This window comes from Bacillus cihuensis, from assembly GCF_000504145.1.
GTDB lineage: Bacteria > Bacillota > Bacilli > Bacillales > DSM-1321 > Peribacillus > Peribacillus huizhouensis.
The window spans coordinates 159,113-184,305 of record NZ_AYSD01000010.1; the positions used below are offsets into that span (position 1 = coordinate 159,113).

23 protein-coding genes are annotated in these 25,193 nt (G+C 38.1%); 13 read left to right on the forward strand and 10 right to left on the reverse strand.

All coding sequences use genetic code 11. From position 1 onward, the window contains the following. The first annotated feature begins 204 nt into the window (after positions 1-204). The 5 genes from V179_RS0100715 to deoC all read left to right on the forward strand — a co-directional run bounded on the left by V179_RS0100715 (position 205) and on the right by deoC (position 4,983). The gene (locus V179_RS0100715; RefSeq protein WP_084552179.1) at positions 205-621 is read left to right on the forward strand and encodes a cytidine deaminase; all 417 of its coding nucleotides are present in this window, start codon (positions 205-207) and stop codon (positions 619-621) included. Between the two features lie 125 nt (positions 622-746). Next, the gene (locus tag V179_RS0100720; protein ID WP_028389820.1) at positions 747-1,928 is read left to right on the forward strand and encodes a NupC/NupG family nucleoside CNT transporter; all 1,182 of its coding nucleotides are present in this window, start codon (positions 747-749) and stop codon (positions 1,926-1,928) included. Positions 1,929-2,032: 104 nt separating this feature from the next. Continuing rightward, on the forward strand, positions 2,033-2,647 hold the full coding sequence (locus tag V179_RS26780) for an AmiS/UreI family transporter (protein ID WP_034300161.1): 615 nt from the start codon (positions 2,033-2,035) through the stop codon (positions 2,645-2,647). A gap of 292 nt (positions 2,648-2,939) precedes the next feature. Next, positions 2,940-4,241, forward strand: coding sequence for a pyrimidine-nucleoside phosphorylase (locus V179_RS0100735; protein WP_034300163.1), 1,302 nt, complete (start codon positions 2,940-2,942; stop codon positions 4,239-4,241). Positions 4,242-4,305: 64 nt separating this feature from the next. Continuing rightward, positions 4,306-4,983, forward strand: coding sequence for a deoxyribose-phosphate aldolase (deoC, locus tag V179_RS0100740; protein WP_028389822.1), 678 nt, complete (start codon positions 4,306-4,308; stop codon positions 4,981-4,983). Between the two features lie 109 nt (positions 4,984-5,092). Here deoC and V179_RS29475 read toward each other — a convergent pair whose 3' ends face one another. Both V179_RS29475 and V179_RS0100750 read right to left on the reverse strand, forming a co-directional pair. Next, on the reverse strand, positions 5,093-5,224 hold the full coding sequence (locus V179_RS29475; protein WP_084552153.1) for an FbpB family small basic protein: 132 nt from the start codon (positions 5,222-5,224) through the stop codon (positions 5,093-5,095). Positions 5,225-5,634: 410 nt separating this feature from the next. Continuing rightward, complete coding sequence (locus V179_RS0100750) at positions 5,635-6,471, reverse strand: DMT family transporter (protein ID WP_028389823.1); 837 nt, start codon at positions 6,469-6,471, stop codon at positions 5,635-5,637. A gap of 206 nt (positions 6,472-6,677) precedes the next feature. Between V179_RS0100750 and V179_RS0100755 the strand changes: the two genes are divergently transcribed. Then, positions 6,678-8,045, forward strand: a complete 1,368-nt coding sequence (locus V179_RS0100755) for an aspartate kinase (protein WP_028389824.1) — start codon at positions 6,678-6,680, stop codon at positions 8,043-8,045. Positions 8,046-8,139: 94 nt separating this feature from the next. Here the strand turns inward: V179_RS0100755 and V179_RS0100760 are convergent, their stop codons facing one another. Next, on the reverse strand, positions 8,140-9,297 hold the full coding sequence (locus V179_RS0100760) for an ABC transporter permease (RefSeq protein WP_028389825.1): 1,158 nt from the start codon (positions 9,295-9,297) through the stop codon (positions 8,140-8,142). After that, the gene (locus V179_RS0100765) at positions 9,287-10,039 is read right to left on the reverse strand and encodes an ABC transporter ATP-binding protein (protein WP_028389826.1); all 753 of its coding nucleotides are present in this window, start codon (positions 10,037-10,039) and stop codon (positions 9,287-9,289) included. Before V179_RS0100765 ends, V179_RS0100760 begins: the two co-directional genes overlap by 11 nt. Before the next feature lie 165 nt (positions 10,040-10,204). Here V179_RS0100765 and V179_RS0100770 point away from each other — a divergent pair, with 165 nt between their 5' ends. Together V179_RS0100770 and V179_RS0100775 are read left to right on the forward strand one after the other, a co-directional pair. Further along, on the forward strand, positions 10,205-10,903 hold the full coding sequence (locus V179_RS0100770; protein ID WP_028389827.1) for a LytR/AlgR family response regulator transcription factor: 699 nt from the start codon (positions 10,205-10,207) through the stop codon (positions 10,901-10,903). Positions 10,904-10,917: 14 nt separating this feature from the next. Then, positions 10,918-11,898 carry a sensor histidine kinase gene (locus V179_RS0100775; protein WP_235178912.1) on the forward strand — a complete coding sequence of 327 codons (981 nt, stop codon included), beginning with the start codon at positions 10,918-10,920 and terminating at the stop codon, positions 11,896-11,898. 55 nt (positions 11,899-11,953) lie between these two features. Here the strand turns inward: V179_RS0100775 and V179_RS0100780 are convergent, their stop codons facing one another. Beyond that, positions 11,954-12,511 (reverse strand): nitroreductase family protein, encoded by a 558-nt coding sequence (locus tag V179_RS0100780; protein ID WP_028389829.1) that lies wholly within the window; start codon positions 12,509-12,511, stop codon positions 11,954-11,956. A gap of 615 nt (positions 12,512-13,126) precedes the next feature. Between V179_RS0100780 and V179_RS0100785 the strand changes: the two genes are divergently transcribed. From V179_RS0100785 to V179_RS0100795, 3 genes are all read left to right on the forward strand, one after another. Beyond that, a complete protein-coding gene (locus V179_RS0100785) occupies positions 13,127-14,875 on the forward strand; it encodes an ABC transporter ATP-binding protein (RefSeq protein ID WP_034300166.1) in 1,749 nt (582 codons plus the stop codon). Continuing rightward, positions 14,847-16,640 (forward strand): ABC transporter ATP-binding protein, encoded by a 1,794-nt coding sequence (locus V179_RS0100790; RefSeq protein ID WP_051404779.1) that lies wholly within the window; start codon positions 14,847-14,849, stop codon positions 16,638-16,640. Before V179_RS0100785 ends, V179_RS0100790 begins: the two co-directional genes overlap by 29 nt. A gap of 364 nt (positions 16,641-17,004) precedes the next feature. Next, on the forward strand, positions 17,005-18,372 hold the full coding sequence (locus V179_RS0100795) for an FAD-dependent oxidoreductase (RefSeq protein ID WP_028389832.1): 1,368 nt from the start codon (positions 17,005-17,007) through the stop codon (positions 18,370-18,372). A 113-nt stretch (positions 18,373-18,485) separates the two neighbouring features. Here the strand turns inward: V179_RS0100795 and V179_RS30915 are convergent, their stop codons facing one another. The 4 genes from V179_RS30915 to V179_RS0100815 all read right to left on the reverse strand — a co-directional run bounded on the left by V179_RS30915 (position 18,486) and on the right by V179_RS0100815 (position 20,622). Continuing rightward, complete coding sequence (locus V179_RS30915; RefSeq protein WP_154663981.1) at positions 18,486-18,629, reverse strand: hypothetical protein; 144 nt, start codon at positions 18,627-18,629, stop codon at positions 18,486-18,488. A gap of 382 nt (positions 18,630-19,011) precedes the next feature. Then, positions 19,012-19,803, reverse strand: coding sequence for a DUF817 domain-containing protein (locus V179_RS0100805; RefSeq protein ID WP_028389833.1), 792 nt, complete (start codon positions 19,801-19,803; stop codon positions 19,012-19,014). A 110-nt stretch (positions 19,804-19,913) separates the two neighbouring features. Then, positions 19,914-20,135: a helix-turn-helix domain-containing protein gene (locus V179_RS0100810; RefSeq protein WP_028389834.1), complete on the reverse strand. Its 222-nt coding sequence runs from the start codon at positions 20,133-20,135 to the stop codon at positions 19,914-19,916. Between the two features lie 10 nt (positions 20,136-20,145). Continuing rightward, on the reverse strand, positions 20,146-20,622 hold the full coding sequence (locus V179_RS0100815; protein WP_028389835.1) for a DUF2975 domain-containing protein: 477 nt from the start codon (positions 20,620-20,622) through the stop codon (positions 20,146-20,148). A 621-nt stretch (positions 20,623-21,243) separates the two neighbouring features. Here V179_RS0100815 and V179_RS0100820 point away from each other — a divergent pair. Next, entirely contained in the window at positions 21,244-22,284 is a 1,041-nt protein-coding gene (locus V179_RS0100820) for an ATP-grasp domain-containing protein (protein ID WP_028389836.1), read from the forward strand. A 519-nt stretch (positions 22,285-22,803) separates the two neighbouring features. Here the strand turns inward: V179_RS0100820 and V179_RS0100830 are convergent. Next, positions 22,804-23,895, reverse strand: a complete 1,092-nt coding sequence (locus V179_RS0100830; RefSeq protein ID WP_034300169.1) for a CdaR family transcriptional regulator — start codon at positions 23,893-23,895, stop codon at positions 22,804-22,806. 152 nt (positions 23,896-24,047) lie between these two features. Here V179_RS0100830 and V179_RS0100835 point away from each other — a divergent pair, with 152 nt between their 5' ends. Continuing rightward, positions 24,048-25,190 carry a glycerate kinase gene (locus V179_RS0100835; protein ID WP_028389838.1) on the forward strand — a complete coding sequence of 381 codons (1,143 nt, stop codon included), beginning with the start codon at positions 24,048-24,050 and terminating at the stop codon, positions 25,188-25,190. Positions 25,191-25,193 lie beyond the last annotated feature (3 nt).

Genomic DNA, 25,193 nt, shown 5'->3' on the forward strand with positions numbered 1-25,193 from the left:
CACTGAACTTTAGTTGTCTGACCTCCGACCTTAAAAATCGCTATTTTTATGCAGATGTTGAAATATTACAACCTTTCCTATAAAACCTGAATGGCGTTAAAACGCCATCAGTTATCTTGAATCTTTAAGCGCGCTCCACTCGCCTAGTCACAATGGTTGCGATACCAGTCATTGTCTGAGGAGCAGAAAATTATAAAAGTAGAAATGGAGGAAATTAAAATGGACAAATTTGCATTAGTGAATATGGCAATTAAAGCTAGAGAAAGTGCGTATACACCCTATTCTAAATTTAATGTAGGGGCAGCGGTTTTGTCAGGAAATGATCAGGTTTTTCTTGGATGCAATATTGAAAACGCTTCGTACGGACTTACGAATTGCGCTGAACGTACGGCTATTTTTAAAGCGGTTTCAGAGAAAGAATCAGAAATGAAAGCAATTGCGATTGTGGCTGATACGGATGGGCCAGTATCTCCATGCGGAGCCTGTCGGCAAGTAATCGCAGAGTTTGCAAATAAAGATACAAAAATCTATCTTGCAAACCTAAATGGTGATATTCATGAAACGTCAATTGAACAGTTGTTGCCTGGCTATTTTACATCAAATGATATGCAAAAAAACTAATCACAATATCAAGAAAAGTGATCTACTAGAAGGCTTTTACCATTCATTGAAAGATTGCACTTATAAAGTGTATCGCTAGAAACCTGCGTTTTTCTAACAGTACACGATAACATTTGGAGGGACTTATGGGATACCTAATATCATTTTGTGGGTTATTACTAGTTTTCGGTTTGGCTTTCTTAGTAAGCAAAAATAAAAAAGAAATTAAATATAAGAACATCATTCTTATGGTGGTCATTCAGTTTTTAATGGCTGCTTTGCTCTTGAATACACGCTTCGGTTATATCTTAATTAAAGGTGTATCGACTGTATTCGATCGTTTATTGGAATATGCCAGTGCCGGGGTTTCATTTGTATTCGGTGGATTGGCTAATAAAAGTGAATATTCATTCTTTCTTAATGTGCTTTTGCCGATTGTCTTTATTTCTGTACTGATTGGTATTCTGCAACACTTTAAAATCCTGCCTTTATTCATGAAAGGGGTAGGCTGGCTGTTAAGTAAGGTCAATGGTATGGGAAAAATGGAATCTTATAACGCTGTTGCGTCAGTAATGGTAGGCCAATCTGAAGTGTTTATCACACTCAAGAAACAATTGGATAAAATTTCGCCTCAACGGATGTACACACTTTGTGCATCTGCCATGTCGACTGTTTCCATGTCTATTGTCGGCGCTTACATGACCATGATTGAACCGAAATATGTCGTAACAGCGATTGTGCTGAATCTATTCGGGGGCTTCATTATTTCGTCCATTATCAACCCGTATAAAGTAGATGAAAATGAAGATATTCTTACTATTGAAGATGAAGAGAAGCAGTCCTTCTTCCAAATGCTTGGGGAGTATATCTTGGATGGGTTCAAAGTGGCTGTTATTGTTGGCGCTATGCTCATTGGATTCGTTGCATTGATGGCTATGATTAATTCATTGTTCGATATGATCTTCGGTATTTCTTTCCAGGAAATCTTAGGATACCTGTTTGCGCCGATTGCATTCTTAATGGGTGTTCCTTGGGCAGAGGCTATTTCTGCTGGCGGTGTTATGGCGACGAAGCTTGTAACGAATGAGTTTGTTGCTATGATAAGTCTGGGAGATGTTGCTAACACCTTAAGTGCTCGTACGATTGGAATCATTTCTGTATTTCTTGTATCGTTCGCTAACTTCTCTTCAATCGGTATTATCGCCGGTGCGGTAAAAAGCTTGAATGAAAAACAAGGGAATGTAGTTGCGCGATTCGGATTGAAACTTCTCTACGGAGCTACACTTGTAAGTATCTTAACAGCTACAATCGTCGGATTAATCATCTAAATATACAATAGAAAAAAGTAACTCCCGAATAATGGGTATACGTTACTTTTTTCTTCATTCGTCTCTCTGCAAGAGAACGATGCACCAATAGGAGGTACTTGTTCATGATAAATGTAGGGATACTGCTTTCAGGCGCTGTATTATTCCTTAATGGATTGATGCTAAAAGGAAAGGCAGAAGCTAAGAGTGTAGCTATCTTAAATTTTTTTGTGGGGATTCTGCAAATCGTCATCCCTTTCTATCTAATTATGATTTCGGATCAGAGTAATTGGACAATCTATGGACTTGCGGCTACCTTCTTATTTGGCCTAACATTTCTATATGTATCCTTCACATTCTATAAAGGAATAGACGGTAGTGGACTAGGATGGTTCTCTGCTTGGGTGTCAATGATCGCTATCTTCTATGCTCTTGTTTCTATTGTTCATTTTCAAGATTATGTGACAGCGCTGACCTGGCTGATGTGGGCATTTTTATGGTATCTATTCTATGCTCTTAATATTTTAAAGAAACCGATTGAAGAGTTTGTTGGTAAAGTGGCTCTTGTTCAGTCTTTTGTGACTTTGACTTTCCCAGCACTTCTTTCTTTTATCGGAGTGTGGGAAGAATTGGTGATTCAGCGTATATGGCTGGTAGTTTTGTCAGCATCCATTCTGTATTTCATTAAGGGAGCTGTCAATCTTAGAGCACTTCAGCAAAAACAAGCAGTTTCTTTATAAGGAAAGGTTCTCAAAGAGGAATGCCTAAGAGTCATGTGGTGATGATTCTCACATAAGTTCAAGTAAGATTTTACGTTTGCTCGAAACTGATTAAGCAAAGTTCAAAGGATTTTATCATCCCATATTAAAGCGAGTTTTACGAAATATACCTTCTTCCACTCCTGAAGGCGGAATCATTAATGTTCAGCATATGGACGAAAGACGTTTTCGGAACAGACAAAAGGGCAGGTTTTTTAATAAATCAAACAATCTATGAAGAGCGAAATAACATCTACAAGAGGAGTTGGAATATATGAGAATGGTAGATTTAATCGAGAAAAAGCGTGATGGTGGCGAATTAACAAAAGAAGAAATCAATTTTATAATTGAAGGTTATACAAGTGGTTCTATCCCTGATTATCAAATGTCTTCTTTCTTAATGTCTGTATTCTTTAGGGGGATGACGGCTGAAGAAACAGCAAATATGACAATGGCAATGGTTCATTCAGGTGACCAAATTGATCTGTCAGCTATTGACGGCGTTAAAGTCGACAAGCATAGCACAGGTGGTGTCGGCGATACAACGACAATTGTCCTTGCTCCACTAGTTGCTGCAGTTGGTGTTCCAGTTGCGAAACTTTCTGGGCGTGGGCTTGGTCATACTGGCGGAACAGTGGATAAATTCGAATCCATTCCTGGCTTCCGCTCAGAAATAGAAGCCGACCAGTTCATCAATCAAGTAAATGAAGTGAAAGTCGCTGTTACAGGGCCAACAGGAAATTTGACTCCAGCTGATAAGAAGATATATGGTCTTCGTGATGTTACAGCTACCGTTAATTCCATCCCCTTAATGGCAAGCTCTATTATGAGTAAGAAAATTGCATCAGGTTCAGATGCTATTGTGCTTGATGTAAAAGTGGGTGCAGGTGCCTTCATGAAAGATGTAGATAGTGCTAAAAAGCTGGCTTATGCGATGGTTGAAATTGGTAAAAATGTCGGTCGTGATACAATGGCTGTTATTTCTGACATGGATCAACCTCTTGGATTAGCGATTGGTAATGTTCTTGAAGTGAAAGAAGCAATTGCTACACTTCGTGGTGAAGGTCCTAAAGATTTGGAAGAACTTTGCTTAACATTAGGTAGCAAGATGGTTGTATTGGCAAAGCATGCAAAAACGGTTGAAGAAGCACGTAAAATGCTTGAAGAAGTTATTGCGAATGGTAAAGCGCTTGAAAAATTCAAGGAGTTCGTTATTGCACAAGGTGGAGATGCTTCTGTTATTGACGATCCATTAAAATTGGCGGCAGCTAAATATGAAATTCCAGTATTGGCAAAAGGAGATGGATATGTAGCTAAAATCGAAGCAGACAGTATTGGTACAGCAGCTATGATTCTTGGAGCGGGTCGCGCTACAAAAGACTCAGTTGTGGATTTGGCTGTTGGATTAACGTTGCATAAGAAAATCGGCGATGAAGTGAAAAAAGGCGATACAATCGTTACCATCTACAGCAATCGCGAAAATGTTGATGATGTTATGGAACGCATTTATGAATCATACAGCTTCTCCCTTACAAAAGTAGCGGAACCTGTCCTTGTACATGCAGAAATCCATTGATATTAAGCATTGCGGGACATACTGTAACGGCTATTTCTAATCTTATATTAACGGAGGAACGAATATGAATAAAGAACAAATTGCTCGTTTAATTGACCATACATTATTAAAGGCAGATGCTAGCCATGAAGCTGTCATTCAATTGGCGAAAGAAGCGAAGGAGTATCGTTTTGCATCTGTGTGTGTGAATCCAGTACAGATTGAAACTGCCTTCGAAGTATTGAAGGATACACCGGATGTAAAAGTGTGCACAGTCATTGGTTTTCCATTAGGGGCATCTACTTCTGAAACAAAAGCGTTCGAAACGAAAGATGCTATTGAAAAAGGTGCAACAGAAGTGGATATGGTTATTAACATTGGTGCTCTGAAAGATAAAAACGATGAATTGGTTTTGAAAGATATCAAAGCGGTGGTTGAGGCGGCACAAGGAAAAGCAGTAACAAAAGTCATTATCGAAACATGCTTATTGACAGATGAAGAAAAAGTACGTGCATGTGAGCTTTCTGTAAAAGCAGGCGCAGATTTTGTAAAAACATCTACTGGTTTCTCTACTGGAGGAGCAACAGTAGCTGATATTGCTTTAATGCGTAAAACAGTTGGACCAGATGTAGGTGTTAAAGCTTCAGGTGGAATCCGTAACCTCGCTGATGTGGAAGCCTTGGTTGAAGCGGGAGCAACTCGTATCGGTGCGAGCTCCGGTATTGCGATAGTAAATGGCCAACAAGCCAGCTCTGCTTATTGATCAGTAAAAAGAGACCGGTAAACGTAAAACTGAGTGCATTGGAAAACACATTTTATTGTTTGAATTTAACAAAAAGAGTTTAATAAACAAACTAAAAAAGCTAGCTATATTAAGCTAGCTTTTTTAGTTCATGCCGTTTTTCAATTCGTATCTCAATTTTTTCTAGTGCTTTTTTATCATTGAGCAATTCTTGTTTATTCTCATGTAATAACTCTTTGAATGATTTCTTAATGAATTTCATAATAACGATACTCCTTTCTATTCTATTTCGATTCTAAGGGAGAGTAAAGGAATAACTAATTAACAATTACTTATCTTAATAATATAACAATTCTGTCTTTTAATCTAATAACATTTCGACAATTCTGTGAATTGTTAGGGTCAGACCCCATTTCCCAAGTTTGATATAACAGGATCATCCCTTGGATATAAGGGATTTTTCGTTATTTAAAGGGGTCAGACCCTATTTCCCGAGAGTAGCCAGTAGGAAACAATCGAAGAAGTCTTCTAAAAGAAATAGAACAAACGAAATGAGACTGTCTCAATTAAAGGTCAGACCATGTATTCTTATAACAGTTTAGATACTGAATATGTATCACAATTTACTGTATATAATACGAGGTCTTAACTTATTGACACAGTCTCATTTCGTTATAATTTAGTTAATATAATACCGAGAAAAGCTACCATTACACCAGCCACTTGGTACAATTTCAACTTTTCTTTATACAAGTAACAGCCTGCCAATACGACGATTAAGCAATTGAGACTAACAATCGGAAAGATAATACTAGCGATTCCGGTATTCAACGCGTAAAAATACGACGCATAGCCAACAATACTTAAACAACCAACTAAGCTACCAATTTTCACTTCCAGTGGTTGAATCTTTTGCTTTAATACGGACATGGTAACGAAAAGGTAAACAGAACCGCCAAAATACATCGATGTCAACACATCAAGAGGTTGAATATGCAGTTTGGAAGTTGTTTGCATTAAAATCCCTAGTATACCGAATGAAAGAATCGCAAGTATAATATGAAAAATCCAAGAACCATATTGAATATCTGTTTTTGCATGGGGGGCATATTGAATCACGACAGCAGCAACAAGCATACAACATACACCGATTCCTTGAAGAAAGGATAACTGCTCCCCGAAAATTAAAGCAGCAGCTATTACAGGAAAAATAGCATTAGCTGCAATTAAAGGTGACGTGAGACTTGCAGGCCCTTTTTCAAAAGCCCTGGACATTTGGATATTGCCATTTGCATTCAGGACTCCAATCGCTGAACCAAGAATGAGCGAAAGCCAATTCGGATGAAAACGATCATTTAGCAGTCCGAAACTAGCTGTCATAATAAATGCGATTAAATAAAAGAAAAACTGAATATGAACTTTCGAAATGCCTCTTCCGTTACTAACCTTAAAAATCGCGTTATTAATTCCAAAGCATAAACTCGTGAGAATGGCCAATAATACCCACATCAATAGCGCCTGCTTTCTAAATAAATGTATAAAAACTTTCATAATTATAAGATAATTAGATAGCTAAATCAATGATATAAATTAACGAATATCCTCTATAAAAACACAAATGTACACAGGGGAAAGAATTCCCTTGCTTATTTAGTCGATTAGCGTAATAATAAGATAATATTAACTGATAATTCTATCTATAGGGGTTGTATGATTTGAAAGTAGTAAAATTTGGTGGTTCTTCACTTGCATCGGGTGAACAATTAAAAAAGGTATTTGATATCGTAATTTCAGACTCGGAACGAAAAATTGTGGTTGTATCGGCCCCAGGAAAACGAAATTTTGAAGATATAAAAGTGACCGATTTGTTGATTGCTTGTGCAGAGGCTCGGCTTTCTGGCGAGGATGCAATGGATTTATTAGAGATGGTCGTGAATCGATATGCTGAGATAGCTAAAGAATTAGAGTTAGAAGAAGAAGTGATGATGGAAATTCGTGAAAATTTCATCAGTCTGCTTCATGGTGACAAAAGCAAGCCAACAAGATATATCGACGCACTTAAAGCGAGTGGAGAAGATAATAACGCAAAGTTGGTTGCCGCTTATTTTCGTAAACAGGGTATCGATGCCCATTATATTAATCCACAATCAGCTGGACTCATTGTTACGGACGAAGAAGGTTATACGCAAGTCCTCCCAGAGTCGTATGATCAGCTCTCAAAGCTTCGTGACCATTCAGGCATTCTTGTCTTTCCAGGCTTCTTTGGGTTTAACGAAGCCGGTGAAGTTGTAACCTTTTCCAGAAGTGGTTCAGATATAACAGGTTCGATTCTCGCTAATGGAACGAAAGCGGATTTGTATGAGAATTTCACGGATGTGGATGCTGTGTATTCAGTTAATCCATCTGTTGTTGAAAATCCGAAGCCAATCAAAGAATTGACCTATCGTGAAATGCGAGAGCTTTCTTATGCGGGATTCTCCGTTTTCCATGATGAAGCGCTCTTCCCGGCTTTTCGTGCAGGAATCCCGGTGCAAATAAAAAATACGAATAATCCATCTGCACAAGGTACAAAAGTGGTCAATACTCGTGAAAATGAGAATGGTCCTGTTGTTGGAATTGCTAGTGACAAAGGGTTTTGTAGCATTTATGTAAGAAAATACTTAATGAACCGTGAAATCGGTTTTGGTCGTAAGTTATTACAGATTTTAGAAGACTTTCATGTTTCCTATGAACATATTCCATCCGGAATTGATGATACGACGATTATATTAAGAGAGTATCGATTGAATAAAGAAATCGAGACCAATATTGTGAAACGAATAATGGATGAGCTTCATGCCGATGAAGTGAAGGTAGAGCATGATCTTGCTTTGCTTATGGTTGTCGGGGAAGGAATGAAGCATAATGTAGGTACGACAGCACGGGCTTCTAAGGCTCTTGCTGATGCAAAAGTAAATATTGAAATGATTAACCAAGGATCTTCGGAAGTAAGCATGATGTTTGGTATTAAAGCCCGAGATGAAGCGAAAGCCGTTCGTGCACTATATCAGGAGTTTTTCGCAAATGTAGCGGTGAACGTATAACAACAAGGCTGTTCCATGAGGGGAATAAAATTATATTAAAATAGAAAAAGATGACTCGAACGACAGATTTTAATCGTGAGTCATCTTTTTTTACTTAATTCATCACCCATTTATCTTTCATGAACATAATTCTTCCGATGATAAAGAAGAGGATCATGCAAATTAGGTTGCTGCAGATTGTAAGCATAATATGTTCATAGTTGATTATGCCAAAGATTAATTCCTTTAGCAGGCTGAATATGTTTAGGATTGGAATAGCAAAGTGCTGGTATGTGAGTTCATTGATCCCAATAGTTGAAGTAAATAAAGTTGGGAAGACTGCAACCATTAGGATCGGTGTGCTATAGCTTTGTGATTCCTTGACAGTTTTTCCGATAATGCTTGTCACCATAAGAAGGGACGCAATGAACATGGCATAGATGATCGAAACTAAGATAGCTAGACTAATGACTAGGTAGGCGTTATCACCAAATGAAACGGCCTTTTTTAGGTTTTCTGTTAAAAAGGTAATTTCTAATGCTACAACGACTAACGTGATGATTCCAGTTAAGGCACCAATGGTTGAGATGGTTAACCATTTTGAGAAAAGCAAGGTGGAACGTTTTACTGGTGTCATTAATAGAGCTTCCATCGTTTTCTTTTCTTTTTCACCAGCGAATAAATCGGAAGCGGCCGGACCTGCACCTATGCCAATTGCAAGAGCTAACATCATTGGAATTAACATCGCAATTAAATTGATACTGGGGTTTTCTTTTGACATTTCTTTTTGATGAATCGTAAATGGCTCGATTAATGCTGAATCTATTTCTTGGGCATGCAAACGTTCTGAAATAATAGACATTTCGTAGTTGGATAAAGCATTCGTAACAATGTTCATTAAATTAGCTGAGTTTTGGCTGAAAGAATCACCGATAAGTGTTACCGAGGCTTCTTCAGAGTGTTCAATATTGTGAATAAAACCAGGTGTTAATAAAAGGGCGGCTTGTGCGTCGCCATCCTGCACGGTTTTTTCGGGATTTATAGACTTAACAAGTTCAATATTCTTATAGGCCTGAAAAATATCAGCTTCATCTGTACCGAATGAGGTATCAACGGCAAGTTTGTACGTATCATCGCCACTATCGGAGACTAATTTTTCATAAAATAGTGTTAAAAGGGTCATCATGACAATTGGCAGAAGAACAGTCAGCAATAAAGTCCTTTGATCTCGGAAGCAGTCTTTTATTTCTTTTAAATAGATATTAAGAAGCATAGTTTTCATTCCCCCTAACAAGTTTACTCATGAAAATATAGTTTAAATCGCGGCTGCCTTCAGATTTGTAAAGTTCCTCTAAATCACCGTGATAGACAAGTTCTCCTTTATGCATCATCGCAACGGTGTCGCAAAGCATAGAAACTTCTTCCATAATGTGGCTTGAGAAGATTATTGTCTTTCCATCGCGCTTTAGCTGATGGACGAGTTGGCGAAAGACATTGGAAGATGTAATATCGAGACCAGTTGTCGGTTCGTCAAATAGGATAATATCAGGATTATGAATCAGTGTTCTTGCGATGGCTACCTTTTGACGCATCCCTTTGGAAAAACTACCGACTTTCCTGTTTAAGTAATCTTTCATCCCAAACATTTTTGCCAAGTCGTCAATACGTACCTTCGTTTCATGCTTGCTTAATCCATATAACATGGCAAAATACTCTAAGTTTTCACGGGCGGTAAGACGGTCGTATAGCCCAGTTTCGCCACCGAACAATACCCCAATCCTCTTTTTAATCTCATCTGCATGTTTTAATGTGTTAAATCCCGCTACCGATACTTGCCCATCTGTAGGCGTAAGCAGGGTTGCAATCGTTCGAAGCAAGGTCGTTTTTCCAGCCCCATTTTCACCGAGTAAACCTACGACCTGGCCTGTTTTTACTGAAAATGAAACATGCTTTAATGCGGTAATGTATATTTTTTTATCTTGGAACTTTTTGGTCACTTCATGAATTTCAATCATTTTCATTCCTCCTGACTCGTTTGTTTTCTTGTTCTTATCATACAAAGAATCGTGGAAGGAATCTGCAACTATGTCGCGAAAATACCATTTATTGTCGCGAAAAGGTTATTTTTCCATGTTGAGATGGTAAAATAGAAGAAGCAACAGGCAAATGAGGGTGATTGTATGAAGATTGGTCTTGTAGATGATCGTAGGATCGATTTAGATAAATTGCTTGCCATTGTGCAAGGAATTTCAGGTGTTGAGGTTGTTTTCTCAACTGTTTCGGCGGAAGAAGCGTATGAACAGATCAAGAAGGAATCGATTGATTTATTGATTGCGGATATTGAGATGCCAAATTTATCTGGCTATGAGCTGGCGGATATTATTCATTCTCATGCCTTAGACATCTCGGTCATTTTCGTTACAGGTACGAGCGGATATGCAGTGCACGCCTTTGAATTGAATGTACACGACTATATTATGAAGCCTTATTCGAAGGACAGGCTAATCAAATCGATTGAGCGGTTAATGGAAAAATCTAAATCTGCTGAAATTGCGGGTAGGCTGTACTTAAAGCAAAAAAATGATATACATATTATTCAAAAGAAAGATATTGTCTTTATCGAGAGATCAGGGCGTTCCACGACGATTCACACGAAGTCAGGTCCGATAAAAACGTATCAAACTCTTAATGAATTAGAAGGTGAATTAAGAGAGCGTGATTTCCTTCGCTCCCACCGATCATTTATCATTAATATTCACTATGTGAAGAACTTCTCGCTCTATGCGAAAAATTCCTATATTGTCATCTTTGAAGGTATGGAAGAGCAGGCGATGATTACGAAGGAAAAGGTCGATTTTTTACAAAATCATTATTTTTAAAGGATGGAGAAGACTTGAAATCGTTTCTGGTGTATTGGGGACTCGTATCGATGCTTGGGATTGTTCATGTGCATGCGCTTTTGAAGTTTTCTGCTTGGGAAATTCCGATTTATATATCTTGTTTACTCGTAATAGTCATCATGTATTTCTTCTATAAAAAGACGTTCATTCCAGTATCAAATTTAGGAATACGTATGAATGGGTTGTTGCTGGTTATGCAGCTGTTGTTGCTTCCTATTTATATAATTATAAAGCCTTCGTTCATTTATCTAATTCCGTTTCTATTATTTATCGTCATTGAAATAGTAAGACAAGAACACACGAAGAAGGTTGCTGAATTGTTAGAAGAGGCAAAGCGATTTGAAGAAGAACGTGCTCACTTTAATGAAACGTTTCGTGTGGTCCGCAGTGAACGGCATGATTTCCTTAAGCATGTTTCGGCGATTCACTTTATGCTGGAGAAAGAACAGAATCGAGAAGCTAAGGCTTATTTAGATGATTTAGTCGATGGATATAAAGAAACGAATCTGTCGATTAAAGGAGAGAAAGGAATGGTTGCGGGAATACTGCATCAAATGTATCGACGGGCACAGGAGGCTGGAATCTCGGTCGTCTATGATTTGGATTTGCCGTTGTCAACATTGCCATTGTCAGATAAAGAGATCGTCACACTAATTGGCAATCTTTTATCCAACAGTCTTGATGCTTGTGTAGAATGGCAAAATGAACATAACGAACAAGCTCTGCTTAGTCTACAATTTTATAAAAGAAGTGGGTTGTATCTCTTAATTTGCAAGAATCATAGTAATCCGATTCCTACGTCCATTTTAGATTCGCTGTTTGAAACGTATGGAAAAACGACAAAAACAGGTGAGCATGAAGGGCTAGGAACTAAATTGATTCATGATGTTATTAAGGAACATCATGGCTTCCTGGACTTTGTATATAAAGAAGAAGAGTTTACGGTGAAAATCAAAATCCCGGCAATCCGTTGAGGTGTTTTGTCGTTCAAAAAAGGGTAAGCGCGTGTTAGCGTTTACCCTTTTTAAACTATAAAATAGTAAAAATCTCTTCAATTGATTTGCGCTCACGAGGGTTTGGAATCACGTCCGGATAGCCAAGGTGAATGCTACCAACTATTTTCTCTCCAGGCTGTACACCACAAGCCTCCCGGAATTGCTTAGCAAAAATCGTGGCATAAGTTGCCCAAAATGTTCCGAGTCCTTGTTCCCATGCTAATAATGTGAAATTATGTATCACACAACTTATGGCAGCAAAATCTTCTTCACGGGTAACAGGGTTAGGATCTTCCTTCATAACTGCAAGCAGAATGGAAGGAGGGGTACTGATTTTATTATACTCACGCTGCCCTGCAGCTTCTTTTTTTGCAGGATCTTTTTCCTTAGCAATGGCTGCGTCACGAGCTGCTTCAGCTAAAGTGGCGAGGCTGTCTCCTTGCACTAAGATGAACCGCCAAGGCTGCGTCATCTTGTGGTTTGGCGCCCAAATGGCCGTATCTAGCAAATCTTGAATCAATTCCACAGAAACCGGTGTATCTTTATAGCGTTTCACTGTACGTCTCTCTTTAATAATGGTCGATAAGCTCATTTTTAATAGGCTCCTTCATCTAAATGGTGATTGAAAATTTGTGTTTGATTGCTCTAGAAAGCACTTCTATTTGTATGATATATGTATATTACTTGTAGTATATATAGAATTTGATAAATATTCAAAAAAAACGCTGATCCCATATGTGCTTATAAGTAGGGGGTAAAAAAACATCTGGAATAAAGAGGGGGCAATATTCTAGTTATTTTTAGCATGAAAACACATATGGGAATCAGCAACTCATCTATAGTGGCTACTAATAAGTAGGCTCACCATATAAGCAATCTATTATGCTAAATGCATAATTTTTCGAGATTCAGAAGTTAATAATGATATTGAAAATCATTATCAATTAAATCTTCTCTTATTTTATTAAATAAGTCAAGGGTTTTATAGAAAATTTATTCGTTTTTTGAAGTTAATAGAAGGATGATGAAGTATAGTTCAGACTATTTAAAAATATTCAATATAATTGTATGATAAAAGAATCTATCTTTCGTTTTACTAAATAGTTATTTACTACAAGCTTGTATAATGCAATTCAGATCAGTTTTTTCCATAGCTCTGGTATACTTCTACATAGAAATTTTAAGAAAGGAAAGCATGGTGAAGTGTATGAAGATTTATTCGTATTTAAAGCCTTATCGAATGATGGCGACGCTCGCTCTTTTCCTTATGCTGGCTGAATTAGGTGTGGAGTTGCTGCAACCACTGTTAATGGCAAAAATTATTGATGATGGCATTATGAAAGAGAATCTATCCGTTGTCATCAAATGGGGAAGTGTAATGGTGGGGATTTCTATCTTCTCCTTTATTGGTGGAATCATTAACTCATTTGCTGCGTCACATGTGAGCCAAAGTTTTGGCTATGACATTCGAAGTCATTTGTTTAAGAAAGTACAAGCGTTTTCTTTCACCAACTTAACGAAATATCCAACGTCTTCATTGATTACTAGGATGACGAATGATGTTACAGTATTGCAGAATACTGTGTTTATGGCAATGAGAATCATGCTCCGTGCCCCGTTACTCATCATTCTCGGCACCGTAATGGCTCTGCTCATTAACTGGAAATTGGCACTAGTCCTCTTAATTACAATTCCCGTGCTCATCTTTTTCTTAGCCTTGGTAATGAAGCGGGCATCTGTCATGTTTCGATTCGTTCAAGAGAAGCTGGATGACGTAAATGGTGTCATGCAAGAGAATTTAACCGGAATCCGCCTTATTAAAGCTTTTTTACGTAGAGAACATGAAGCAAGTCGATTTAATGAGGCAAGTTTTGCATTAAAAAAGAAAACAGCATCTTCACTACGATTTATCGAAACATCGACACCGATTCTTTTACTTGTCATGAATCTGGGACTTATCATAATTCTGTGGTTCGGGCAAAAGATGATTGCCACTGGTAATGTTCAAGTTGGAGAAGTGGTTGCTATTGTTAACTATGCGACAAGAATCACAGCATCGTTATCTGTCTTATCCTGGCTGATTATGTCCATTTCCCGTGCTCAAGCATCCGCAAGTCGTATTAACGATGTATTGGACACAGAAGTAGATTTACTTGATTCAAAAGAAGAAAGCAGAGGAAATGAGATTCATAGCGGAGAGATCACATTTAAGGGTGTTTCATTCCGATATCCAACAGCGGAAACAGATGCTTTAAGGGATATTACCTTTACGGCCAGAGCAGGAGAAACGATTGCCATTATGGGGGCTACTGGTTCGGGAAAAACATCGCTATTTCAATTGATTCCACGGCTATTTGATGTTGACCAAGGACAAATTACAATCGATGGTGAGGATATTACAACCGTGAAGCTAGATATATTGCGGAAAAATATCGGCTTTGTCCCACAGGAGGCTCTGCTCTTTTCAGGATCGATTAAAGATAATATCGCATGGGGAAAAGATGATGCGAGTTTATCGGAAATCATTGCTGCTGCCAAAGATGCGCAAATTCATGAAACGGTTTCGAAACTTACGAATCAATATGACACGCCACTTGGTCAAAAAGGGGTCAATCTTTCCGGCGGGCAAAAGCAGCGCTTAGCCATTGCCCGTGCGTTAGTTAGAAAGCCCAAAATACTGCTTTTAGATGATAGTACAAGTGCGTTGGATTTAAAAACAGAAGCTAGGCTCTTGAATGCGCTGAAAACCTATACATGCACGACATTGATCATAACACAAAAGGTGAGTACCGCTAAGGAAGCAAATCAAATCTTACTGCTTGAAGAAGGAGAACTGATTGCAAAAGGCTCACACGAACAACTTGTCGCGAGTCATTCATTATATCAGCAGATAGTGCTGTCTCAAATGGGAAAGGAGGGGCTGAACTATGAAAAGAGTGCCTCCCGCTCATCATAATGATATGAAATCAAAAGTAAAGCTGAAAGATTGGCTAGGTACGATTAAACGAATTTGGGGCTTTCTGGCAAAGAATAAAACAATGCTGTTTCTCGTCCTATTTATGGTCGTAGTTAGCTCTGGGTTGGGACTGCTTGGTCCTTATTTAGTAGGCCTCTCGATTGACGAATTTATTGTAAAGAAAAAGTTTAGTGGACTAACGATGATGCTTGTAGGTTTACTATTGGTATACGTGTTTTACTCGTTATCCATCTGGCTGCAAAACTACTGGATGATCGGTATTGCCCAAGAAACCGTTTATCAAATGAGAAAACAGCTTTTCTGGCACTTGCATAAACTGTCGATTCCATTTTTCGATCGCCGTAAGCATGGCGAACTAATGAGTCGAGTGACCAATGATATCGAAAATGTCAGTTCGACATTGAACAGCTCGGTCGTTCAGATCTTTTCAAGTGTACTTACGTTGAGTGGGACAATAGCGGTCATGCTGTGGCTTAGTCCATTATTAACATTGTTAACGCTCATTATTGTTCCCATCATGTTTTATGGAATGAGATGGATTACAGGACGGACAGGGAAATTATTTAAAGAACAACAACAAAATCTAGGCTCCTTAAATGGATTTATTGAGGAAACGATTTCCGGACAGCGAATCGTGAAAACTTTTTCACAGGAAGATAAAGTGATTGAGAACTTTATTGAACGAAGTAAAAAACTGAAGCAATCAGGTTTTCTGGCTCAAGCCTATTCAGGGTTTATTCCGAAACTAATGAATATGCTTAATAACTTAAGCTTCGCAATTGTTGCTGGAATTGGCGGGTATTTGGCATTAAAAGGTCAAATTTCCATTGGGACTATCGTGATTTTTACCGAGTATTCTAGGCAATTTACCCGTCCATTAAATGATTTAGCTAACCAATTCAATACGTTGTTATCTGCTGTTGCAGGAGCTGAACGTGTATTTGAAATTTTAGATGAAGAGACAGAAGAACGGGACGAGATTGATGCAGAAGAGCTGAAAGATGTAGAAGGCCATATTTCCTTTCAGTCTGTTTCTTTTTCTTATGGAAAGTCAGAGAATACTGTACGTAATGTTAGTTTTCGCGTATCCCCAGGTGAAACGATTGCACTTGTAGGTCCAACTGGTGCAGGGAAAACAACACTTATTCAATTATTATCGCGCTTCTATGATCCAGACAATGGCAGCATACTTGTTGATGGACATGATATTCAACATGTAACACGGTCGAGCCTACGCCGGCATATGGGTTTTGTTTTACAAGACTCTTTCTTGTTCCAAGGAACGATCATAGAAAATATCCGCTACGGTAGACTGGATGCAACAGACGAGGAAGTGATGAACGCAGCTAAACAGGCGAATGCCCATTCGTTCATCATGAAGCTCCCGAATCAATATAATACACATCTTTTGCAAAACGGAAGCGGAATCAGCCAAGGACAACGGCAGCTCCTTTCTATTGCCCGAGCTATTTTGGCTGATCCCATCATTTTGATCTTAGACGAAGCTACTAGCAGTATTGATACGATTACGGAAGTGAAAATCCAAGAAGCCCTGCAACAATTGATGAAGGGAAGAACTAGTATCGTTATTGCGCATCGTTTGAATACGATTCAAAAAGCAAACCAAATCCTTGTATTAAAAGACGGTGCAATTATTGAAAAAGGCTCACATAGCTCACTGCTTCTGGAAAAAGGATTTTACTATGGACTCTACAACCGACAACTGGAAGACACGGCAAATTAATTTGTGAATAGGGTTTCCGAGAAAGGTCAGACCTCGCAAACTAAATCAGTAAGAAGTGTTTAATACACTTTTTACTGATTTAGTTGTTGTGGGGTCTGACTTTTTGCTTTGGGACACTCCTTTTTTATACGTTTCATGCTTCTAACTCCAATAAAAAGCATGCATGTTAAGTAAATGAATCGTTTATTCATGGGGGATGTGGGTAATGAGGAATAGGAATGATTAGAGGGCTGAAAGGATGTCACGGTGACGTAGTACTTGTAGAAAGTTCGGGAGAAAACCTAGTTTAGAATACACAATTGAATTTTTGGTTCTGATTTTTCGGGGAATAGTAATAAGAGTGCGAGGAAAGGAGAGAGTTTCATTGAAACAATATGATGTAGTTATAATCGGATTCGGTAAAGGCGGGAAGACATTGGCTTCCTTTCTTGGTAAACGAGGGAAGAAAATTGCGGTAGTTGAAAAATCGAAAAAAATGTATGGAGGGACATGCATTAATGTAGCTTGTATCCCGACCAAATATTTGATTCATGAGGCGAAAAAATTACAATCTCGAAAAAATCAAGAGTGGGGCGAAAAAGCAAAGGCATACGCTTCGGTAATGGCAAGAAAGAAGGAGTTTATTGATAAATTGCGTCTTGGTAGCTTTAAAAAAGTGAATCAACCGGAAGTGGTAGAAGTTATCGATGGATTTGCTTCATTTGTTGATGAACATACTCTTTCTGTTGAACAAGAAAATGGAATGATTCAACTAAAAGCGGAAACGATTATTATTAATACAGGTGCAACGCCAGTTCTTCCTGATATTGCTGGTATAAAGAATAATCCGGTTGTATATACGAGCGACACACTTCTTAATGAAGAAAGATTGCCGAAAACTTTATCCATTATTGGCGGTGGATATATTAGCTTAGAATTTGCATCAATGTATGCTGACTTTGGCTCCAAAGTCTGTATTTTTGATCGCGGGGACACTTTTCTGCCAAAAGAAGATGAAAATGTAGCTAAAGTTGTTCGAGAGGCTTTAGAAAAGAAAGGGATCGAAATCTATCTACAAGCACGAAGTAAAAAAGTAAAAGGAGATCAATTGGTTATCGAGTTTACGAATGAAAACTCTGAAAAAATTTTTCAATCTGATGCTATATTACTGGCAACAGGTCGAAAACCATACACCGAGGGTTTACAGTTAGATAAAGCAGGCGTAAAAACGGGTGAACGACAAGAAATTGTTGTCAATCATCAGTTGCGAACATCTACACCTCATGTCTTTGCGATCGGTGATGTGAAGGGAGGACCGCAATTTACGTATGTTTCCTTAGATGATTACCGAATCGTAGCAGATCAATTAACTGGGGGAAAAGAATATGACAAAGAGAAAAGAGGACATCTACCTTATTCGGTATTTATTGACCCGCCTCTATCAAGAATTGGTTTGACTGAAAAAGAAGCAAAAGAGAAAAATTTGAACTTCGATCTGTTTACTTTGGCAGCGGCTGATATTCCTAGGGCGAAATTAATAGGTGAAACTGAAGGAATGTTACAAGTAATTGTTGAGAAAGACTCAGATAAAATTTTGGGTGCAGCACTTTTTTGTGCAGAATCGTATGAAATCATTAATTTAATCAAATACAATATGGATACGAAAGATACTTATTATACATTGAAAAATCAAATCTATACGCATCCATCCATGTCCGAAAGCCTTAATTACTTGTTTGATGAACTTGTATAGTTAATTAAAAGAAGCGGTAAGCTCCGATTTGCCATCTTGTCTATATAGGCAAAGAATACAACTTTTATTAAACGGGTATTGCCTCATTTGTATATTTTTTAATAAGACCTCCCTCACCATGATATTGATACTGTAAAACCCATTTTTTTATTGTATTGAGTGGTTCCATAGATTTCACCAAGGATTCTATAACCACCGCCATTATTTAAATATTTTTGAACGACTTCTAATTTCTTTTCCACTGTAAATTTAGCCAAAAAACACCCCGTAAATGTTAGTTGTAATGTCTAACATTTACGGGGCAGTTCAATTCGAACGTTGCTTTTTATAATTTATCTACTTCGGAATTTTGTACGTTAGGAGAACCTCAACTAAAAAAAAGGTCGAATTCCATACTAAGAGGGCTCTTAATATTTATAGGCTCTTTTCGTAAAGATTGTTGTTTTAGCAAGAAACCAATTCGAACAGATGTTGATCTTCGTTACAGGTGCGAGACTCCTGCGGGAAAAGCGTGTTGAGGGAGACCCCGCAAGTGCAAAGCACTGAGGAGGCTTCTGAGACCGCCTCTACAACGGAAATCAACCCGGGTTATTAGTGAAAAATGATTGAAAAGCAACAAAGTATGTGAAAACAGCCTATTTATAAAAATTGACTAGTATCTATCCTAGTAGAATTTTTTCCCTTAACCTGCTTTAACGTCGCTACTATAAGAAAGCTAACAATCACTAATAAGAGCCATGAACTGACCTTTCCTAGATGAACGAGACTCCATGCATCGGTTTGGTTTGGATATTCCCAAGCCCCAAAGAACGTTGCGATATTTTCGGCTATCCAAATAAAAAATCCGATGAGCACAAAAGAAAGTGCAAGTGGCATACGGTAACGAGTTCCATCGACCTCGTATGTGGCCCATGATTGCCAAAAGATGATAATTACAAGTCCTGATAACCAAAATCGGACGTCAATCCAATAATGGTGGGTGAAAAAATTCAAATAAATCGCAGCTGCAAGAGGTACAACTACCAAAAATGGAGGCCACTTAACTAGTTCAACCTTCAACCTCCTCCACGCCTGGCAAAGATAACTCGCTACACTTGCGTACATGAATCCGCTATATAAAGGCACTCCAAAAATTTTGAAATATCCTTCCTCTGGATAAGACCAGGAACCCATATGTACCTTGAAAAGTTCAAGAGCAAGTCCAATAAGGTGGAACAATGTGATAACCTTTAGTTCATCCCGTGTTTCAAGTCCAGAACGCACCATCCACCACTGCATCAGAAGGCAGATGATAAGCATCCAGTCATAACGTGGTAGGAAGGGAAGTGGCATGAATTTTGTAAAAGCCAAAGAGGCAAAAATAACGACAGGAAACAAACATGATAGGGCCTGCTCCCATCCAAAACGAACGAGTTGTTTTAGTGATCTCACGATTTGTTCCTCCATTTTTGAATGGTTAAATACATGAGTAGCTCCCCTTTTATGAATTTGATTTACTTAAATAATGGAAAAAGAAACCTTTCCTTTGAATGTTGGCTATATTAATCTTTGGCGTCTTCATCACTACGGTATTCTAAAATATCTCCGGGTTGACATTCTAATGCTTTGCAAATTGCCTCTAAAGTTGAAAGCCTAATCGCTTTTGCCTTCCCGTTTTTCAATATAGAAAGATTAGCCATCGTTATTCCAACCCTCTCAGAAAGTTCTGTAACACTCATTTTCCTTTTAGCCAGCATCACATCAATATTGATTATAATTGCCATTGTTTTCACCTCAGACTATTAAGTCATTTTCCGATTTTATATCAATCGCTTCTTGTAAAAGTCTTTGAAGAACAGCAGCAAAGACTGCGATCACCATTGAAGCAAAGATAGGAACCATTCCGATTATGATGAGACCTGGTGCATCGTCTAGCTCTGCTACGAGATAAACAAATGGCATAGTTACGACATATAAACCACTGATTGTCAGTGCACAGAATTTGATATTCTTTAGAGATTTAACAGACAATTCAGAGAAAGATTGGTTCTTGTCAATATAGCTTAAAAGGTTAAAAGCCTGATACAATGCAACGAAAAACGGTATCACTGATACATAAATACCTATTAAAATGGGATATAGTATATGGGTATAATCTGGATTTACTGGATTCTTACCTAACCAAGGCAACCCAAATATACACAAAGCAAGAACTGGAGTTCCAATAAGAAAAACAGCCACCTTTAAAAATAGTGTTGACCCTCGTTTCATAAAAAGCACCTCACTTATTTATTATCGATATGACTTTATCATATGTTTTATCGTTTTACAATAAAATATTGCTGTTTTATATTGTATTCTTATTGTTATATAAATATCCTTTTCATTTTAAAAAAGGCTCTGTTAAACTTACTTGTTGATTTCCGCTTCAGGCGTTCGCTTTCCGCGGGCGGTCCGGGTGCCTCCTCGGCGCAGTGCGCCTGCGGGGGTCTCCCTTTGACTCGGTTTTCTAAGCAGGAGTCTCACACCTTCAGCTCCAATCTACAAAGTTCTTAAATCAACAATGAGCTTTAACATAGCCCTAAAAAAAGATAAAAAAGCATTTCTCATTACAAAGAAATGCTCGATAACTTTAACCATTCAATTTATAACTTGATTATTCATCTTATTCATCCTCACACTTATTATCATTCTTTGAAATAAGTCCAGTGTCGAGGAATTCAATAATAATACAGATAGGTTATGGAGCTTAATAAAAATGTATTGATGATGAAAAAAGGCTGATCACTAGAGGTTAGGGGAATTATTAGGAAATTATAGAATGAATTATTGTAAAATTGGCAAAACTAAAACATAATGATGCCTAATTAGTGTAAGAGAGGACATGTTTAAATGAAAAAAAGAATTTGGTTCAATCGCTGGTTTTCGACAGCGTATCATTTTATTGAAGCAATAAAAAATAATCCTGATGGGATGGAGTTCGAGATTTTTGGGACGCATTCTAATCCAAATACGGTGTATTTTCACGTGTGTGACCATTCAGAAACGGAGCCTGAAATAGATGGTGAAGCGTATGTTCAATATTGTGTTGATTTTTGTAAAAAGAATCAAATCAATGTATTCATACCGTATCAGCACGCATTGGAAATTTCGAAACAGCTCAATCGATTCGATGAAGTAGGGACGCGTGTCTTAGTAATTGATGATTATTCGTTGATGGAGACAATGTCGGATAAGGGCAAGCTCTATGAATCCTTTAAGAAAAACGGATTAGCAAAATTTATACCGGACTATCATATTGTAACAACCGCTGAGCAATTTGCAAAAGCGTATCAACAATTACATAGCATTGGGAAAACAGTCTGCGTAAAACCTGTTGACGGTAGGGGTGGCGAAGGGTTCAGAGTAATTAAAAATGAAGAGGATGGATTGAAAGAATTATTTGGTAATCTATCACATAAAATTTCATTTACTAAAGCATATAAAATTTTGGCATCAGAACCTTCTTTTCAATCATTAATGGTATTGGAGTATTTGGCTGATTTTGAATATAGTATTGATTGTCTGGCTCATGGAGGAGAACTTCTTGCAGCGGTGCCTCGCAAAAAAGCAGGGGGAAGAATACGCGAGTTAGAGGAAGTACCTGAGCTTCTTCAACTAGCCCAGTCGATTCATGATATATACAACATTCCGTACGTGTACAATGTACAAGTAAAATATAATCAAGGAGTTCCGAAGCTTTTAGAAATTAACCCACGTATGTCAGGCGGTTTACATATTTCAACGCTTTCAGGTGTAAACTTCCCTTATCTTGCCGTGAAATTGTTATTAACAGGTGAGGTACAAGTAGAGAAGCCGGTATTCGATATAAGAGCTACCCATATTGAGAATGCAGTTATTCTGGCAGAGGGGCAGATCAAAAAAGCTATCTAAGATTATTAAGCTCTTTTCGTAAAGTTTGTTGTTTTAGGAATAAACAATGAACCGTTCCTTTCCGCTACAGGCACTTGCTTTCCGCGGGGAGGAAGTCGAGCCTCCTCGGCGCTTTGCGCCTGCGGGGTCTCGACTTTTCCTCTATCTCCCGCAGGAGTCAAGTGCCTTACGCTCCAATCCACTCTGTGTTTTCAATATTGTTAAAAACAACAATCTCTTAGAAAACAGCCTTTCGTAAAGAGTGTTGTTTTTACCAGAAACCAATTCGAGCAGATGTTTATTGTAGTTGATACGCAAGGCCCCTGACACCGCCCGCGGAAAGCAAGTACCTGTAACGAAAAGCAAACCAGGGTAGTGGTGTAAATATAAGTTAAAAGCAACAAAGTATACGAAACCAGTCTTTTATTAAGAAGAGGAGGGTGTCCCAAAACGAAAGGTCAGAACCTTTAGGGACACCCTCTTCATGTTGCTTCAACAAGAGAGGACGTTTCATCATTTACTGTAGGGAGTCATTAAATACTATCCACTTTGTTTATTTGATATCCAAATAGCAAGCTGTAAAGTGATGGCATCCTTGAAGTGTTTAGGATTATAACCGGTTTCCTCTTCGATTTTCTTCAAGCGATAAATCAAGGTGTTTCTATGGATAAATAGTTCATCGGCAGTTTGTTGGATGTTAAAGTTATTTTTAAAAAAGCTTTCAAGTGTGTCGGTATATTTTATGAGTGTTTTCGTCATAACTCTTTGGTAAAACCGTTCAGAATCATAGCGATTAAGATGATGAATTAAAACTTTGAGCTCAACGTCAGCAAAAGCGATCATATCTTTAGAAGGATGACTGATCGCAAGTGCTAAATCACAATCTTGATAAGATTGATTAAACATATTTAGAGAATCAAACGGGATGCTGAAGGCTAGGCGAAATGTTAGCTGCAGTTTTTTTAGTGTGTGATAAATTTTCTTCAGCTTTTTATCGACCTGCGTTTGTTCTTGGTTGGAAAAAGCCAAAAGGATACGATTGGTGTTAATAAAACCAACAATTCCGTTTTTCTCACCTAGTATTTCTTCGATCTTTTCTACAACAATATGATTTGTAATCGTACCTTCAGCCATTTGAATGACAACGGTATTATATGGAGGATGAAATGTATTGCCGAGTAAATTAAGTCCACGACGAATATGATCAAAGGATGGATTGAGTTTCAATAATTCTTCAATTACCATTTCTTTCGTTCGTTTCTTCCATTCCATCTGGGAAGCCATGTATTCAGCTTTTATCATTAACTCCGTTGTCATCTTTACTAATTCCCCTAAATCAGCCATGTCATCGGGATTACCTGTAATACCGATGACGCCAACGATCTTGTCGTGAAAAACAATAGGGAGGTTGATACCAGGGTGAGAACCTTTCCAAGTGACACTTTGATTAGTAGGAATTATTAGTGTCTGGCCGCTTTTTAAAACCTGAAGTGCTCCTTCGTGAATATCATCAATTCTTTCAACATCTCGGGAAGCGATGATAATACCAGAATCATTCATAATATTAATATTCCGGTTAAGTCGTATTGAAGTTTCTTTAACAATTGTCTGAGCTATACTCCTTGTTAACATAATTCCTCCGTTTTTAGTTACTCCTTACAAAATATTCGGAAAATAAGCCTTGTATTTTATACGTTAAACATGAAGCTTTCAAGAGTCAAGTTCAGGTATAATTTATTTAGAAAAAAATGAAAACGTTTTCCATTTAAGGGAGGAGGGGTATTATGAAAATCGTTATAGCACCAGATTCATTTAAAGGTAGTTTAAGTGCAGTAGAAGCATCTATCTCTATCAAAAAAGGCATTAAAAGGGCTTTTCCTGCTGCAGAAACTGTTTTGCTACCTATAGGTGATGGTGGTGAAGGGACGATGGAGACATTGGTTGTAGCTACAGGCGGTAGCAAAAGGAGTGTATCTGTTACAGGACCACTTGGTGAAAGTGTGGAAGCTGAATACGGAATATTAGGGAATGGTGAAACATGTGTCATTGAAATGGCGTCCGCATCAGGGCTTGCACACATCACCTCTGACAAGCTTAATCCAAGACTTGCAACTACTTATGGAACTGGAGAATTAATTAAGCAAGCATTAGATGATGGGTTTCAATCTTTCATTTTGGCAATAGGCGGCTCTGCTACGAATGATGGAGGGGCTGGGATGCTACAGGCTCTAGGGCTGAAGCTTTTAGATGAAGAAGGGAAGGAGATTTCCTTTGGTGGAGCTGAATTAGCCCGGATAAACTCTATCGACATTAGTGGATTTGATAAAAGAATTAAAGGTATGAAATTCCTCATAGCTTCTGATGTACAAAATCCTTTAATCGGACCAGATGGAGCTTCTTCTGTTTTTGGCCCACAAAAGGGTGCGACTATAGAAGATGTGAAAATATTGGATCAATGTTTAACGCATTGGGCAAATGAAGTTGAAAAAGTGACAGGTATCCATCTGCATGATTTACAAGGAGCTGGTGCAGCTGGAGGTCTTGGAGGCGCATTCCAAGCATTTTTCCCTGCTGAAATGAGACGTGGGATTGACATTGTCATTGAATATACAAAATTAGAGCAAGCTCTTGTTGGTGCGGATCTTGTCATTACAGGAGAGGGTCAAGTTGACTATCAAACTGCATCAGGAAAGACACCAATGGGAGTAGCTCAAGCTGCTAAAGGACTAGGGATTCCCACTATTATTCTAGCAGGTTCTATTGGGCAAGGTGTTGAAACTTTATATCAATTTGGAGTAGTGAGTGTGAACAGTATTATTAATAAACCGATGAAGCTAAATGAAGCAATGGAACGTGCAGATGAATTAGTAGAACATTGTTCAGAGCAAGTTGCTCGCACCTTTTTTTATCATCAATTACAGAATTAAAGG